Origin of the sequence: Metapseudomonas phytobenefica, from assembly GCF_043392685.1 — a bacterium.
In the GTDB taxonomy this organism is placed as follows: domain Bacteria; phylum Pseudomonadota; class Gammaproteobacteria; order Pseudomonadales; family Pseudomonadaceae; genus Metapseudomonas.
Genome location: NZ_JBHZGM010000052.1, coordinates 1 through 15909, shown reverse-complemented (window position 1 = coordinate 15909; position 15909 = coordinate 1). Strand labels below are relative to the sequence as shown.

Annotated in this window: 13 protein-coding genes and 1 tRNA gene; all 14 read left to right on the top strand. The window is 59.5% G+C overall.

Going from position 1 to position 15909, the window contains the following annotated elements; all coding sequences use genetic code 11:
- Positions 1–422: EF-Tu C-terminal domain-related protein (locus tag ACFW0B_RS25150; protein ID WP_449151684.1), on the top strand; the 422-nt coding region annotated here is incomplete at its 5' end.
- Between the two features lie 53 nt (positions 423–475).
- Positions 476–551, top strand: a tRNA-Trp gene (locus ACFW0B_RS25145).
- A 48-nt stretch (positions 552–599) separates the two neighbouring features.
- Positions 600–968, top strand: a complete 369-nt coding sequence (secE, locus tag ACFW0B_RS25140; protein WP_449151682.1) for a preprotein translocase subunit SecE — start codon at positions 600–602, stop codon at positions 966–968.
- A 10-nt stretch (positions 969–978) separates the two neighbouring features.
- Entirely contained in the window at positions 979–1512 is a 534-nt protein-coding gene (gene nusG / locus ACFW0B_RS25135) for a transcription termination/antitermination protein NusG (protein WP_028630537.1), read from the top strand.
- A gap of 117 nt (positions 1513–1629) precedes the next feature.
- Positions 1630–2061, top strand: a complete 432-nt coding sequence (rplK, locus tag ACFW0B_RS25130; protein WP_003448698.1) for a 50S ribosomal protein L11 — start codon at positions 1630–1632, stop codon at positions 2059–2061.
- Entirely contained in the window at positions 2061–2756 is a 696-nt protein-coding gene (rplA, locus tag ACFW0B_RS25125) for a 50S ribosomal protein L1 (RefSeq protein ID WP_151131568.1), read from the top strand. Before rplK ends, rplA begins: the two co-directional genes overlap by 1 nt.
- Before the next feature lie 212 nt (positions 2757–2968).
- Positions 2969–3469: a 50S ribosomal protein L10 gene (rplJ, locus tag ACFW0B_RS25120; protein WP_016490524.1), complete on the top strand. Its 501-nt coding sequence runs from the start codon at positions 2969–2971 to the stop codon at positions 3467–3469.
- Between the two features lie 83 nt (positions 3470–3552).
- Positions 3553–3921 carry a 50S ribosomal protein L7/L12 gene (gene rplL, locus ACFW0B_RS25115; protein ID WP_449151681.1) on the top strand — a complete coding sequence of 123 codons (369 nt, stop codon included), beginning with the start codon at positions 3553–3555 and terminating at the stop codon, positions 3919–3921.
- Positions 3922–4142: 221 nt separating this feature from the next.
- Positions 4143–8216, top strand: a complete 4074-nt coding sequence (rpoB, locus tag ACFW0B_RS25110; RefSeq protein ID WP_449151680.1) for a DNA-directed RNA polymerase subunit beta — start codon at positions 4143–4145, stop codon at positions 8214–8216.
- Positions 8217–8283: 67 nt separating this feature from the next.
- On the top strand, positions 8284–12489 hold the full coding sequence (gene rpoC / locus ACFW0B_RS25105; RefSeq protein WP_449151679.1) for a DNA-directed RNA polymerase subunit beta': 4206 nt from the start codon (positions 8284–8286) through the stop codon (positions 12487–12489).
- Positions 12490–12634: 145 nt separating this feature from the next.
- Positions 12635–13006 carry a 30S ribosomal protein S12 gene (gene rpsL / locus ACFW0B_RS25100; protein ID WP_003448708.1) on the top strand — a complete coding sequence of 124 codons (372 nt, stop codon included), beginning with the start codon at positions 12635–12637 and terminating at the stop codon, positions 13004–13006.
- 109 nt (positions 13007–13115) lie between these two features.
- Positions 13116–13586: a 30S ribosomal protein S7 gene (gene rpsG, locus ACFW0B_RS25095; RefSeq protein ID WP_449151678.1), complete on the top strand. Its 471-nt coding sequence runs from the start codon at positions 13116–13118 to the stop codon at positions 13584–13586.
- A gap of 18 nt (positions 13587–13604) precedes the next feature.
- Positions 13605–15734, top strand: coding sequence for an elongation factor G (gene fusA, locus ACFW0B_RS25090; protein WP_449151677.1), 2130 nt, complete (start codon positions 13605–13607; stop codon positions 15732–15734).
- 30 nt (positions 15735–15764) lie between these two features.
- Positions 15765–15909: GTP-binding protein (locus ACFW0B_RS25085; RefSeq protein ID WP_449151685.1), on the top strand; the 145-nt coding region annotated here is incomplete at its 3' end.

Here is a 15909-nt window from a genome sequence, read left to right as displayed (position 1 = left end):
CTTGCACCGGCGTGGAAATGTTCCGCAAGCTGCTCGACGAAGGTCGTGCTGGTGAGAACATCGGCGCCCTGCTGCGCGGCACCAAGCGTGATGATGTAGAGCGTGGTCAGGTTCTGGCCAAGCCGGGCACCATCAAGCCGCACACCAAGTTCGAGTGCGAAGTGTACGTACTGTCCAAGGAAGAAGGTGGTCGTCACACCCCCTTCTTCAAGGGCTACCGTCCGCAGTTCTACTTCCGTACCACTGACGTGACCGGTAACTGCGAACTGCCGGAAGGCGTAGAGATGGTAATGCCGGGCGACAACATCAAGATGGTTGTCACCCTGATCGCTCCGATCGCCATGGAAGATGGCCTGCGCTTCGCGATCCGCGAAGGCGGCCGTACCGTTGGCGCCGGCGTGGTTGCCAAGATCATCGAATAACGACTTGATCTTGGTCTGTCAGGCCGGCATAATGGTCGGCCTGACTTTGTTACAGGCCAGTAGCTCAATTGGCAGAGCGGCGGTCTCCAAAACCGCAGGTTGGGGGTTCGATTCCCTCCTGGCCTGCCAGATTCCAAGAAAGAGAATCTGGCATTTCTCCTCACAGGATCCTAGCTGATGAATGCCAAGGCTGAAGCCAAAGAAACACGCTTCGACGTTCTGAAGTGGGTCGTTGTGGTGGCTCTTGTCGCTGTTGGTGTGGTCGGCAATCAGTATTTCTCCGCTGAGCCGATCCTGTACCGTGTTCTCGCGCTGCTTGCTCTTGCTGCTGTTGCCGCTGTCGTGGCCCTGCAGACTGTAAAGGGTCAGGCCTTCTTTGTTCTTGCCAAGGAAGCGCGTGCAGAAATTCGCAAGGTTGTTTGGCCGACCCGTCAGGAAACCACCCAGACCACTCTGATTGTCGTGGCTGTCGTGCTGGTAATGGCGCTGCTGTTGTGGGGGCTTGATACCCTGCTCGGCTGGCTTGTTTCGTTGATTGTTGGTTAATAGGTGCGCCGTGGCTAAGCGTTGGTACGTTGTGCATGCATACTCGGGTTACGAGAAGCATGTCATGCGCTCGCTGATCGAGCGCGTCAAGCTGGCTGGCATGGAAGACGAGTTCGGCGAGATTCTGGTTCCCACTGAAGAAGTGGTAGAGATGCGCAATGGCCAGAAGCGCAAGAGCGAACGCAAGTTCTTCCCTGGTTACGTGCTTGTCCAGATGGAAATGAATGAGGCGACTTGGCACCTGATCAAGGATACGCCGCGCGTCATGGGTTTCATCGGTGGTACTGCCGACAAGCCCGCGCCGATTACCGAGAAAGAGGCTGAGGCCATCCTGCGTCGCGTTGCCGATAGCGGAGATAAGCCGAAGCCGAAGACTCTGTTTGAGCCGGGTGAAACTGTTCGAGTCATCGATGGTCCCTTTGCGGACTTCAATGGTGTCGTCGAAGAAGTCAACTACGAGAAGAGCCGGATCCAGGTGGCCGTGCTCATCTTCGGTCGCTCTACCCCGGTAGAGCTGGAGTTCAGTCAGGTCGAGAAGGCTTAACTGACAATGGCATCCCAACCCCGCAGCCATAGGTTGCGGGGTTTTGTCGTCACTGGGATAAACGCGAAAGCAATCGGGGAGCCCTTCGGGCGCTAGAACCCGTAACTGGAGTTATACATGGCTAAGAAGATCCAAGCTTATATCAAGCTGCAAGTGAAGGCCGGTCAGGCCAACCCGTCGCCGCCGGTCGGCCCCGCTCTGGGTCAGCACGGTGTGAACATCATGGAATTCTGCAAGGCGTTCAACGCCAAGACCCAGGGCCTCGAACCGGGTCTGCCGACTCCCGTGATCATCACCGTATACAGCGACCGCAGCTTCACTTTCGAGACCAAGAGCACCCCGGCCTCCGTGCTGCTGAAGAAAGCAGCCGGCATCGCCAGCGGCTCGCCGCGTCCGAACACCCAGAAAGTAGGCACCGTTACCCGTGCTCAGCTGGAAGAGATCGCCAAGGCCAAGAAGGCTGATCTGACTGCAGCTGACCTGGATGCGGCCGTGCGTAGCATCGCCGGTTCCGCTCGTAGCATGGGCCTGAACGTGGAGGGTGTGTAATGGCTAAGCTGACCAAGCGCCAAAAGGCAATCGCCGAGAAAGTAGAAGCTGGCAAACAGTACGCTTTCGAAGACGCCGCCAAACTGCTGGCTGAACTGGCTACCTCCAAGTTCAAAGAGTCCGTTGACGTCGCCATCAATCTGGGCGTCGATCCGCGTAAATCCGACCAGGTCGTTCGTGGTGCCACCGTTCTGCCGAACGGCACCGGTAAGAGCGTCCGCGTTGCCGTGTTCACCCAGGGCCCGGCTGCCGAAGCCGCTCTGGCTGCCGGCGCCGAGAAAGTCGGTATGGATGAACTGGCTGCCGAAATGAAAGCTGGCGACCTGAACTACGACGTCGTCATCGCCTCTCCGGACGCGATGCGTGTTGTTGGTCAGCTTGGCCAAATTCTCGGTCCGCGCGGCCTGATGCCGAACCCGAAAGTCGGCACCGTTACTCCGGACGTCGCTACCGCTGTCAAGAACGCCAAAGCTGGTCAGGTGCGTTTCCGTACCGACAAGAACGGCATCATCCACGCTTCCGTTGGCAAGGTCGACTTCGAGCCGATCAAGCTGAAGCAGAACGTGGAAGCCCTGCTGGCTGACCTGAAGCGTCTGAAGCCGTCCACCTCCAAGGGTGTGTATCTGAAGCGTGTGACCCTGAGCACCACCATGGGCCCGGGTCTGCAGATCGATCAGGCTTCCCTCGAAGGCTAAGTGATAAAGGTGCGACGGATGCGTCCGTCGCACCAGGTATTGGGGTCCCTGCCTGGCGGGGGCTATCCAAGACCGTAGGCGGCAGGAGCCTTAAACCGGGAAGCGATTCCCAAGCCTACGCAGATGGTGCTCCCGATTCGTTTACCGAATCAGACACCAAAACGCCGTCCGGCCCCGGCTGGACGAAACGGTAACATCCAGGAGTTAGACCCGTGGCAATTAAACTCGAAGACAAGAAGGCCATCGTCGCTGAAGTCAACGAGGCTGCCAAAGCTGGCCTGTCCGCTGTCGTGGCTGATGCCCGTGGCGTGACCGTAGCCGCTATGACCGGACTCCGTAAAGAGGCCCGCGAAGCTGGCGTATACGTACGTGTCGTACGTAACACCCTGGCTCGCCGCGCCGTTGCCGGCACTCAGTTCGAAGTGCTCAACGACGTGTTCAAAGGCCCGACCCTGATTGCGTTCTCCAACGAGCATCCGGGCGCTGCCGCCCGTATCTTCAAGGAATTCGCCAAGGGTCAGGACAAGTTCGAGATCAAGGCCGCTGCATTCGAGGGCCAGTTCCTCGCAGCCAATCAGATCGACGTACTGGCAACCCTGCCGACCTACAACGAAGCCGTTGCACAGCTGATGAGCGTGATCCAAGGCGCTACCAGCAAGCTGGCTCGTACTCTGGCGGCTATTCGCGACCAGAAAGAAGGCGCTGCTGCCTGATCCAGGCCGCATAACCCTCTTTCAGCTGAATCTTTAAATTTTGATGGCCGCGAAGGCTGTCCACCAATACAGGAATTAGAGTCATGGCTCTGACCAACGAAGACATCATCAACGCCGTATCCGAAATGTCCGTCATGCAGATCGTTGAACTGATCAAGGCGATGGAAGAGAAGTTCGGTGTTACCGCTGCTGCTGCCGTTGCCGCTGGCCCGGCTGCTGCCGCTGCTGTTGTTGAAGAACAAACCGAGTTCACCATCGTTCTGGCCGATGCCGGCGACAAGAAAGTGAACGTGATCAAGGTCGTTCGCGAACTGACCGGTCTGGGTCTGAAAGAAGCCAAGGCAGTTGTTGACGGCGCCCCGGGCGTTGTTAAAGAAGGCGCTTCGAAAGAAGAAGCTGAAGCTGCCAAGAAGGCCCTGGAAGAAGCTGGCGCCAAAGTCGAGCTCAAGTAAGCGACGACCTTGCGTCAACAGCCTCCGCGCTTCGCGCAAGGCTGACGGCTGGTGGCTTATGCCACCGGCCTTTTTCCGTTCTAGGTGGTTGTCTCCAGACGCCACCTGGGACGTGACCCGACCTCCAGTGGGAGGCGGAGCAAACCAAGGGGTTTGCACGATTTTCTGGCTACTCCCGTCGGAGGGGCCAAACAAGCAGGTGACCAAGCTGGGGAACGCTGATGGCTTACTCATACACTGAGAAAAAACGTATCCGCAAAGACTTTAGCAAGTTGCCGGACGTCATGGATGTACCCTACCTCCTGGCCATCCAGCTGGATTCGTATCGCGAATTCCTGCAGGCGGGAGTCAGCAAAGAGCAATTCCGTGACATCGGCCTGCACGCGGCCTTCAAGTCTGTTTTCCCGATCATCAGCTATTCCGGCAACGCCGCTCTGGAATATGTCGGCTATCGCCTGGGTGAGCCGGCGTTCGATGTCAAGGAATGCGTGCTGCGCGGCGTGACTTTCGCCGTGCCGCTGCGGGTAAAAGTCCGTCTGATCATTTTCGACAAAGAGTCGTCGAACAAGGCGATCAAGGACATCAAGGAACAAGAAGTCTACATGGGGGAAATCCCCCTGATGACCGAGAACGGTACCTTCATCATCAACGGTACCGAGCGCGTCATCGTCTCCCAGCTGCACCGTTCGCCGGGTGTGTTCTTCGACCATGACCGTGGCAAGACCCACAGTTCGGGCAAGCTGCTGTACTCCGCTCGTATCATCCCCTACCGCGGTTCCTGGCTGGACTTCGAGTTCGATCCGAAGGACTGCGTCTTCGTGCGTATCGACCGTCGCCGCAAACTGCCGGCCACCGTCCTGCTGCGCGCGCTGAACTACAGCACTGAAGAAGTGCTGAATGCCTTCTATGCCACCAACGTATTCCACGTGAAGGGCGAAGGCCTGCACCTGGAACTGGTTCCGCAGCGTCTGCGCGGCGAAATCGCCGTGTTCGACATCAAGGACCAGGGCGGCAAGGTGATCGTGGAGCAGGGCCGTCGTATCACCGCCCGCCACATCAACCAGCTGGAAAAGGCAGGCATCAAAGAGCTGGAAGTCCCGATGGACTACGTGCTTGGCCGTACCACCGCCAAGGCCATCGTGCATCCGGCTACCGGCGAGATCATCGCCGAGTGCAATACCGAGCTGACCACCGAGCTGTTGGTGAAGATCGCCAAGGCCCAGGTAGTCCGCATCGAAACCCTGTACACCAACGACATCGACTGCGGTCCGTTCATTTCGGACACCCTGAAGATCGATTCCACCGGCAACCAGCTGGAAGCCCTGGTCGAGATCTACCGCATGATGCGTCCTGGCGAGCCGCCGACCAAGGAAGCCGCCGAAACCCTGTTCAACAACCTGTTCTTCAGCGCCGAGCGTTACGACTTGTCCGCCGTTGGCCGCATGAAGTTCAACCGCCGGATCGGTCGTACCGAGATCGAAGGCTCCGGCGTGCTGAGCAAGGAAGACATCGTTGACGTACTGAAGACCCTGGTCGACATCCGTAACGGCAAGGGCATCGTCGACGACATCGACCACCTGGGTAACCGTCGCGTACGTTGCGTCGGCGAAATGGCCGAGAACCAGTTCCGTGTCGGCCTCGTGCGTGTAGAGCGCGCGGTCAAGGAACGTCTGTCCATGGCCGAAAGCGAAGGCCTGATGCCCCAGGACCTGATCAACGCCAAGCCGGTGGCTGCCGCGATCAAGGAGTTCTTCGGTTCCAGCCAGCTGTCCCAGTTCATGGACCAGAACAACCCGCTCTCCGAGATCACCCACAAGCGCCGCGTTTCCGCGCTCGGCCCGGGCGGTCTGACCCGTGAGCGTGCAGGCTTCGAAGTCCGCGACGTACACCCGACCCACTACGGCCGCGTGTGCCCAATTGAGACCCCTGAAGGTCCGAACATCGGTCTGATCAACTCCCTGGCGACCTATGCCCGCACCAACCAGTACGGCTTCCTGGAAAGCCCGTACCGCGTGGTCAAGGAAGGCAAGGTCACCGACGACATCGTCTTCCTCTCCGCCATCGAAGAGGCCGACCACGTCATCGCCCAGGCATCCGCCACCCTGAACGAACAGGGCGAACTGGTGGACGAGTTGGTAGCCGTGCGTCACCTGAACGAATTCACCGTTAAGGCGCCGGAAGACGTGACCCTGATGGACGTATCGCCGAAGCAGGTCGTTTCCGTTGCTGCCTCGCTGATTCCGTTCCTCGAACACGACGACGCCAACCGCGCACTCATGGGCTCGAACATGCAGCGTCAGGCCGTGCCGACCCTGCGTGCCGACAAGCCTCTGGTAGGTACCGGCATGGAGCGCAATGTCGCCCGTGACTCCGGCGTCTGCGTCGTGGCCCGTCGTGGCGGTGTGATCGACTCCGTGGACGCCAGCCGTATCGTGGTTCGCGTCAACGACGACGAAGTCGAGACCGGCGAAGCAGGTGTGGATATCTACAACCTGACCAAATACACCCGTTCCAACCAGAACACCTGCATCAACCAGCGTCCGCTGGTGCAGAAGGGTGATGTAGTCGCCCGCGCCGACATCCTCGCCGATGGTCCGTCCACCGACATGGGTGAGCTCGCTCTGGGTCAGAACATGCGCGTAGCGTTCATGCCCTGGAACGGTTTCAACTTCGAGGACTCCATCTGCCTGTCCGAGCGTGTGGTGCAGGAAGATCGCTTCACCACCATCCACATCCAGGAACTGACCTGTGTGGCTCGTGACACCAAGCTCGGCCCAGAAGAAATCACCGCGGACATCCCGAACGTGGGTGAGGCTGCGCTGAACAAGCTGGACGAGGCTGGTATCGTTTATGTCGGTGCCGAAGTGCAGGCCGGTGACATCCTGGTCGGCAAGGTCACCCCGAAAGGCGAGACCCAGCTGACTCCGGAAGAGAAGCTGCTGCGTGCGATCTTCGGTGAGAAGGCGTCCGACGTGAAGGACACTTCCCTGCGCGTGCCGACTGGCACCAAGGGCACCGTAATCGACGTGCAGGTCTTCACTCGTGATGGCGTCGAGCGAGACTCCCGTGCCCTGTCCATCGAGAAGATGCAACTGGACGAGATCCGCAAGGACCTGAACGAAGAGTTCCGTATCGTCGAAGGCGCTACCTTCGAGCGTCTGCGTTCCGCACTGGTCGGCCAGATTGCCGAAGGCGGCGCCGGCCTGAAGAAGGGCACCGAGGTCACTGACGAATACCTCGACGGTCTCGAGCGTGGCCAGTGGTTCAAGCTGCGCATGTCGGAAGACGCCCTGAACGAGCAGCTGGAGAAGGCCCAGGCCTACCTGTCCGACCGTCGCCAGATGCTGGACGACAAGTTCGAAGACAAGAAGCGCAAGCTGCAGCAGGGCGACGACCTGGCTCCGGGCGTGCTGAAGATCGTCAAGGTCTACCTGGCCATCAAGCGTCGTATCCAACCGGGCGACAAGATGGCGGGTCGTCACGGTAACAAGGGTGTGGTCTCCGTGATCATGCCGGTTGAAGACATGCCGCATGACGCCAACGGTACTCCGGTGGACATCGTTCTGAACCCGCTGGGCGTACCGTCTCGTATGAACGTCGGCCAGATCCTTGAAACCCACCTGGGCCTCGCGGCCAAGGGCCTGGGCGAGAAGATCAACCGCATGCTCGAAGAGCAGCGCAAGATTGCTGAGCTCCGTGAGTTCCTGCACGAGATCTACAACGAGATCGGTGGTCGTCAGGAAAACCTGAACGAGCTGAGCGACCAGGAAATCCTGGATCTGGCGAAGAACCTGAAGGGCGGCGTACCCATGGCCACCCCGGTGTTCGACGGCGCCAAGGAAAGCGAGATCAAGGCCATGCTGAAGCTCGCTGACCTGCCGGAAAGCGGTCAGATGCGTCTGTTCGATGGTCGTACCGGCAATCAGTTCGAGCGTCCGACCACCGTCGGCTACATGTACATGCTCAAGCTGAACCACCTGGTCGACGACAAGATGCACGCACGTTCCACCGGTTCCTACAGCCTGGTTACCCAGCAGCCGCTCGGTGGTAAGGCGCAGTTCGGTGGCCAGCGTTTCGGGGAGATGGAGGTCTGGGCACTGGAAGCCTATGGCGCCGCCTACACCCTGCAGGAAATGCTGACCGTGAAGTCGGACGACGTGAACGGCCGGACCAAGATGTACAAGAACATCGTGGACGGCGATCACCGCATGGAGGCCGGCATGCCCGAGTCCTTCAACGTGCTGATCAAAGAGATCCGCTCGCTCGGCATCGACATCGAACTGGAAACCGAATAACACGCGACGCCCAAAACGCTACGGCTGGTCAAGGCCGGTCGTAGCGGGTCCGTGAGGAGGAAAGGCCTTGAAAGACTTGCTGAATCTGTTGAAAAACCAGGGTCAAATCGAAGAGTTCGATGCCATCCGTATTGGCCTGGCCTCGCCCGAGATGATCCGTTCCTGGTCCTTCGGTGAAGTGAAGAAGCCGGAGACCATCAACTACCGTACCTTCAAGCCGGAGCGTGATGGCCTGTTCTGCGCCAAGATCTTCGGCCCGGTGAAGGACTACGAGTGCCTGTGCGGTAAGTACAAGCGCCTCAAGCACCGCGGTGTGATCTGCGAGAAGTGCGGCGTTGAAGTCGCCCTGGCCAAGGTGCGCCGCGAGCGCATGGGCCACATCGAGCTGGCTTCGCCCGTTGCTCACATCTGGTTCCTGAAGTCCCTGCCGTCCCGTATCGGCCTGCTGCTGGACATGACCCTGCGTGACATCGAGCGCGTGCTCTATTTCGAGAGCTACGTAGTGATCGATCCGGGCATGACCACCCTGGAGAAAGGCCAGCTGCTGAACGACGAGCAGTACTTCGAAGCCCTCGAAGAGTTCGGTGACGACTTCGATGCCCGCATGGGTGCTGAGGCCGTTCGCGAGCTGCTCAACGCTATCGATCTGGAGCACGAGATCGGCCGCCTGCGCGAAGAGATTCCGCAGACCAACTCGGAAACCAAGATCAAGAAGCTGTCCAAGCGCCTTAAGCTGATGGAAGCCTTCAAGGACTCCGGCAACCACCCCGAGTGGATGGTGCTGACTGTCCTGCCGGTGCTGCCGCCGGACCTGCGCCCGCTGGTTCCGCTGGATGGCGGTCGCTTCGCGACTTCCGACCTGAACGATCTGTATCGTCGCGTCATCAACCGTAACAACCGTCTGAAGCGCCTGCTCGACCTGGCCGCTCCGGACATCATCGTGCGCAACGAAAAGCGCATGCTGCAGGAAGCTGTCGACGCCCTGCTGGACAACGGCCGCCGTGGCCGTGCCATCACCGGCTCGAACAAGCGCCCGCTGAAGTCCCTGGCTGACATGATCAAGGGTAAGCAGGGCCGCTTCCGTCAGAACCTGCTCGGTAAGCGTGTTGACTACTCCGGCCGTTCGGTAATTACCGTAGGTCCGACCCTGCGTCTGCACCAGTGCGGTCTGCCCAAGAAGATGGCTCTGGAGCTGTTCAAGCCGTTCATCTTCGGCAAGTTGGAAGCTCGCGGCATGGCCACCACCATCAAGGCGGCCAAGAAGATGGTCGAGCGCGAACTGCCCGAGGTCTGGGACGTTCTCGCCGAAGTCATCCGCGAACACCCCGTACTGCTGAACCGTGCGCCGACCCTGCACCGTCTGGGCATTCAGGCGTTCGAGCCGGTACTGATCGAAGGCAAGGCCATCCAGCTGCACCCGCTGGTTTGCGCCGCGTACAACGCCGACTTCGACGGTGACCAGATGGCCGTTCACGTCCCGCTGACCCTCGAGGCCCAGCTGGAAGCGCGCGCGCTGATGATGTCCACCAACAACATCCTGTCGCCAGCCAACGGCGAGCCGATCATCGTGCCGTCCCAGGACGTGGTTCTGGGTCTGTACTACATGACCCGTGAAGCCATTAACGCCAAGGGTGAAGGTCGCGTATTCGCTGACCTGCAGGAAGTCGACCGCGTATTCCGCGCGGGCGAGGCGTCCTTGCACGCCCGCGTGAAAGTGCGCATCAACGAGACCATCAAGGAAAAAGACGGCAGCATCACCAAGAACACCCGCATCGTCGACACCACCGTCGGCCGTGCTCTGCTGTTCCAGGTTGTGCCGGCCGGTCTGTCCTTCGACGTGGTCAACCAGCCGATGAAGAAGAAGGCGATCTCCAAGCTGATCAACCAATGCTACCGCGTGGTGGGTCTGAAGGACACCGTCATCTTCGCTGACCAGCTGATGTACACCGGTTTCGCCTACTCGACCATTTCCGGTGTTTCCATCGGCGTGAACGATTTCGTCATTCCAGACGAGAAGGCCCGCATCATCGATGCCGCCACCGAGGAAGTGAAAGAGATCGAGTCCCAGTACGCCTCCGGCCTGGTAACCCAGGGCGAGAAGTACAACAAGGTGATCGACCTCTGGTCCAAGGCGAACGACGAAGTGTCCAAGGCGATGATGTCCAACCTCTCGAAAGAGAAGGTCATCGACCGCGAAGGCAAGGAAGTCGATCAGGAGTCCTTCAACTCCATGTACATGATGGCTGACTCCGGTGCGCGGGGTTCCGCGGCCCAGATCCGTCAGCTGGCTGGCATGCGCGGCCTGATGGCCAAGCCGGACGGCTCCATCATCGAGACCCCGATCACTGCGAACTTCCGTGAAGGCCTGAACGTACTCCAGTACTTCATCTCCACTCACGGTGCTCGTAAAGGTCTGGCGGATACCGCTCTGAAGACTGCCAACTCCGGTTACCTGACCCGTCGTCTCGTGGACGTCGCGCAGGATCTGGTAGTGACCGAGATCGACTGCGGTACCGAGAATGGCCTGCTGATGACTCCGCACATCGAAGGCGGCGACGTGGTCGAGCCTCTGGGTGAGCGCGTCCTCGGTCGTGTGATCGCCCGTGACGTGTTCAAACCGGGCAGTGACGACGGCGAGGTCATCGTTCCGGCCGGCACCCTGATCGACGAGCAGTGGGTGGAGTTCATCGAGCGCATGAGCGTCGACGAAGTGATCGTGCGCTCGCCGATCACCTGCGAAACCCGCTACGGCATCTGCGCCAAGTGCTACGGCCGCGACCTGGCTCGTGGTCACCGCGTGAACATCGGTGAAGCGGTCGGTGTAATCGCCGCCCAGTCCATCGGTGAGCCGGGCACCCAGCTGACCATGCGTACCTTCCACATCGGTGGTGCCGCAAGCCGTACCTCGGCTGCCGACAACGTCCAGGTGAAGAACGGCGGCACCATCCGCCTGCACAACCTGAAGTACGTAGAGCGTGCAGATGGCGCCCTGGTTGCGGTGTCTCGTTCCGGCGAGCTGGCCGTTGCCGACGATTTCGGTCGTGAGCGCGAGCGCTACAAGCTGCCTTACGGTGCCGTGATCTCCGTGAAAGAAGGTGACAAGGTCGATCCTGGCGCCATCGTTGCCAAGTGGGACCCGCACACCCACCCGATCGTGACCGAAATGAAGGGTACCGTGACCTTCGTCGGCATGGAGGAAGGCATCACCATCAAGCGCCAGACCGACGAACTGACCGGTCTGACCAACATCGAGGTTCTGGATCCGAAGGATCGCCCGGCTGCCGGCAAGGACATTCGTCCGGCCGTGAAGCTGGTCGACGCCAATGGCAAGGAGCTGCTGCTGCCGGGTACCGACGTTCCCGCCCAGTACTTCCTGCCGGCGAACGCCCTGGTTGGCGTGGCCGATGGCGCCCAGGTGGGTGTGGGTGACGTTATCGCCCGTATCCCGCAGGAAACCTCGAAGACCCGCGACATCACCGGTGGTCTGCCGCGCGTTGCCGACCTGTTCGAAGCCCGTCGTCCGAAGGAGCCTTCGATCCTGGCGGAAATCAGCGGCACCATCTCCTTCGGCAAGGAAACCAAGGGCAAGCGCCGCTTGGTCATCACTCCGAACGATGGCAGCGATCCCTACGAGGAACTGATTCCGAAGTGGCGTCACCTGAACGTGTTCGAAGGCGAACAGGTGAACCGTGGCGAAGTGATTTCCGACGGCCCGAGCAACCCGCACGACATCCTGCGCCTGCTGGGTGTCAGCGCTCTGGCCAAGTACATCGTCAACGAGATCCAGGACGTGTACCGCCTGCAGGGCGTGAAGATCAACGACAAGCACATCGAGACCATCCTGCGTCAGATGCTGCGCAAGGTGGAGATCACCGAGTCTGGCGATTCCAGCTTCATCAAGGGTGACCAGATGGAGCTGACCCAGGTGCTGGAAGAGAATGAACGTCTGGCGGCCGAAGATCGCTTCGTTGCCAAGTACGAGCGTGTTCTGCTGGGTATCACCAAGGCCTCGCTGTCCACCGAGTCGTTCATCTCCGCGGCCTCCTTCCAGGAAACCACTCGCGTCCTCACCGAGGCGGCGGTTACCGGTAAGCGTGACTACCTGCGCGGCCTGAAGGAAAACGTGGTGGTGGGCCGTCTGATCCCGGCCGGTACCGGCCTGGCCTACCACAGCGAGCGCAAGCGTCAGCGCGACGCCGGCAAGCCGGTCCGCGTGAGCGCCAGCGAAGTGGAAGCGGCGCTGACCGAAGCGCTGAATTCCAGCAGCAACTAAGTGCGATACCCCCGGAGGTCACGGCCTCCGGGGGCTTTGCCTTGACGGGGGCATGCAGTCTCTTTAGACTCATGCACCCCTAAATTTGGCAGGGCGTATTGCCCTGTCATTTTGTTTATGTCGAAAGACAACAGTGGAGCTATAGATGGCAACTATCAACCAGCTGGTGCGTAAGCCGCGCAGCCGTATCGTCGAGAAATCCGACGTACCTGCGCTGCAAAACTGCCCGCAGCGTCGCGGCGTTTGCACCCGCGTCTACACCACTACGCCGAAGAAGCCGAACTCCGCACTCCGTAAGGTTTGCCGTGTTCGCCTGACCAACGGCTACGAAGTGACTTCGTACATCGGTGGTGAAGGTCACAACCTGCAAGAGCACAGCGTAGTGCTGATCCGTGGCGGTCGTGTAAAGGACCTCCCGGGTGTGCGTTATCACACCGTGCGCGGTTCGCTGGATACCACCGGCGTTAAAGACCGTAAGCAGGGTCGTTCCAAGTACGGTACCAAGCGTCCGAAGTAATTCGGTGCTTGACCAGTTTTCATATTAATTGAGTCGATAAGAGTAAGGTCGGGCGTAACCGGATGGTTATGGTCCCGGGCTAACCTGAAGACCGTTTGAGGGCTTATCAATGCCAAGACGTCGTGTAGCAGCAAAGCGTGAGATCCTGGACGATCCGAAGTACGGAAGCCAGATTCTCGCCAAGTTCATGAACCACGTGATGGAAAGCGGCAAGAAGGCCGTAGCCGAGCGCATCGTTTATGGTGCCCTGGATACCGTCAAATCCCGCAAGAACAGCGATCCCCTGGAAATCTTCGAGAAAGCTCTCGACGCCATCGCTCCGCTGGTCGAAGTCAAGTCCCGCCGTGTAGGCGGTGCTACCTACCAGGTTCCGGTCGAAGTTCGCCCGTCCCGTCGTAATGCGCTGGCCATGCGCTGGCTGGTTGAGTCCGCGCGCAAGCGTGGCGAGAAATCCATGGCTCTGCGTCTCGCAGGCGAGCTGCTGGATGCCTTCGAAGGCAAAGGCGCTGCTGTCAAGAAGCGTGAAGACGTGCACCGCATGGCGGAGGCCAACAAGGCCTTCTCGCATTATCGCTTCTAATCTAGCGAGGATTTTTTCGTGGCTCGTACAACCCCTATCAACCGCTACCGTAACATCGGTATCTGCGCGCACGTAGATGCCGGTAAGACTACTACTACGGAGCGGATCCTGTTCTACACAGGTCTCAGCCACAAAATGGGTGAGGTGCACGATGGCGCCGCCACTACCGACTGGATGGTGCAGGAGCAGGAGCGCGGTATCACCATTACCTCCGCTGCTGTAACGACCTTCTGGAAAGGTTCCCGTGGTCAGTATGACAACTATCGTGTAAACGTCATCGACACCCCCGGCCACGTTGACTTCACCATCGAAGTAGAGCGCTCGCTGCGCGTGCTCGACGGTGCTGTCGTCGTGTTCTGCGGTACTTCCGGCGTTGAGCCGCAGTCCGAGACCGTATGGCGTCAGGCCAACAAGTACGGCGTGCCGCGCGTCGTCTACGTCAACAAGATGGACCGTGCCGGTGCCAACTTCTTGCGCGTAGTCGGTCAGATCAAGAACCGTCTGGGTCACACCCCGGTTCCGGTTCAGCTGGCAATCGGCGCGGAAGATAACTTCCAGGGCCAGATCGACCTCATCAAGATGAAGGCGATCTACTGGAACGAAGACGACAAGGGTACTACCTACCGTGAGGAGGAGATCCCTGCCGAGCTTCGGGAGCTGGCCGAAGAGTGGCGCAACAACATGGTTGAGGCTGCCGCTGAAGCCAATGAAGAGCTGATGAACAAGTACCTGGAAGAGGGTGAGCTGACTGCCGAGGAAATCAAGGCTGGTCTGCGTGCTCGTACTCTGGCTAGCGAAATCGTTCCGGCTGTTTGCGGCTCTTCCTTCAAGAACAAGGGCGTGCCCCTGGTTCTCGATGCCGTGATCGACTACCTGCCGGCCCCGACCGAGATCCCGCCGATTCAGGGCGTCCACCCGGACAGCACTGATGACAACGAGATCCACGACGAGCGCCGTGCTGATGACGCCGAGCCCTTCTCGGCTCTGGCGTTCAAGATCGCGACCGACCCCTTCGTGGGTACCCTGACCTTCGCTCGTGTTTACTCTGGCGTCCTGACTTCCGGTGACTCCGTACTGAACTCGGTGAAGGGCAAGAAAGAGCGCGTTGGCCGGATGGTGCAGATGCACGCCAACCAGCGTGAAGAGATCAAGGAATGCCGCGCTGGCGACATCGCTGCTCTGATCGGCATGAAGGACGTCACCACTGGTGACACCCTGTGCGACATCGAGAAGCCGATCGTTCTTGAGCGCATGGACTTCCCGGAGCCGGTAATCTCGGTTGCTGTAGAGCCGAAGACCAAGGCTGATCAGGAGAAGATGGGTATCGCTCTCGGTAAGCTGGCTCAGGAAGACCCGTCCTTCCGCGTGAAGACTGACGAAGAATCCGGTCAGACCATCATCTCCGGTATGGGTGAGCTGCACCTGGACATCATCGTCGACCGCATGAAGCGCGAATTCGGCGTTGAGGCCAACATCGGCAAGCCGCAGGTGTCCTACCGCGAAACCATCTCCAAGGACAATGTCGAGATCGAAGGCAAGTTCGTTCGTCAGTCCGGTGGTCGTGGTCAGTTCGGTCACTGCTGGATCCGCTTCTCCGCCGCTGACGTGGATGAGAAGGGCAACATTGCTGAAGGTCTGGTGTTCACCAACGAAGTCGTGGGTGGTGTGGTTCCGAAGGAATACATCCCGGCAATCCAGAAGGGCATCGAAGAGCAGATGAAGAACGGCGTTGTTGCCGGTTATCCGCTCATCGGCCTGAAGGCTACCGTGTTCGACGGCTCCTACCACGACGTGGACTCCAACGAAATGGCGTTCAAGATCGCTGCCTCGATGGCCACCAAGCAACTGGCCCAGAAGGGTGGTGGTAAGGTGCTTGAGCCGATCATGCGGGTGGAAGTAGTGACCCCCGAGGAGTACATGGGGGACGTGATGGGTGACCTGAACCGTCGTCGTGGTCTGATTCAGGGGATGGAAGACTCGGTTTCCGGTAAGGTTATCCGTGCTGAGGTTCCGCTGGGCGAGATGTTCGGTTATGCAACCGACGTGCGTTCCATGTCCCAGGGTCGCGCGAGCTACTCCATGGAATTCTCCAAATACGCCGAAGCTCCGTCGAACATCGTCGAAGCACTGGTTAAAAAACAAGGTTGATTCAGCCCTTTAAGTAAGAGGTTTACTGTCGTGGCTAAGGAAAAATTCGAACGTAACAAACCGCACGTCAACGTCGGCACCATTGGTCACGTTGACCATGGCAAGACCACTCTGACTGCTGCTCTGACCAAGGTCTGCTCTGAGACCTGGGGTGGCGCGGCTCGCGCTTTCGATC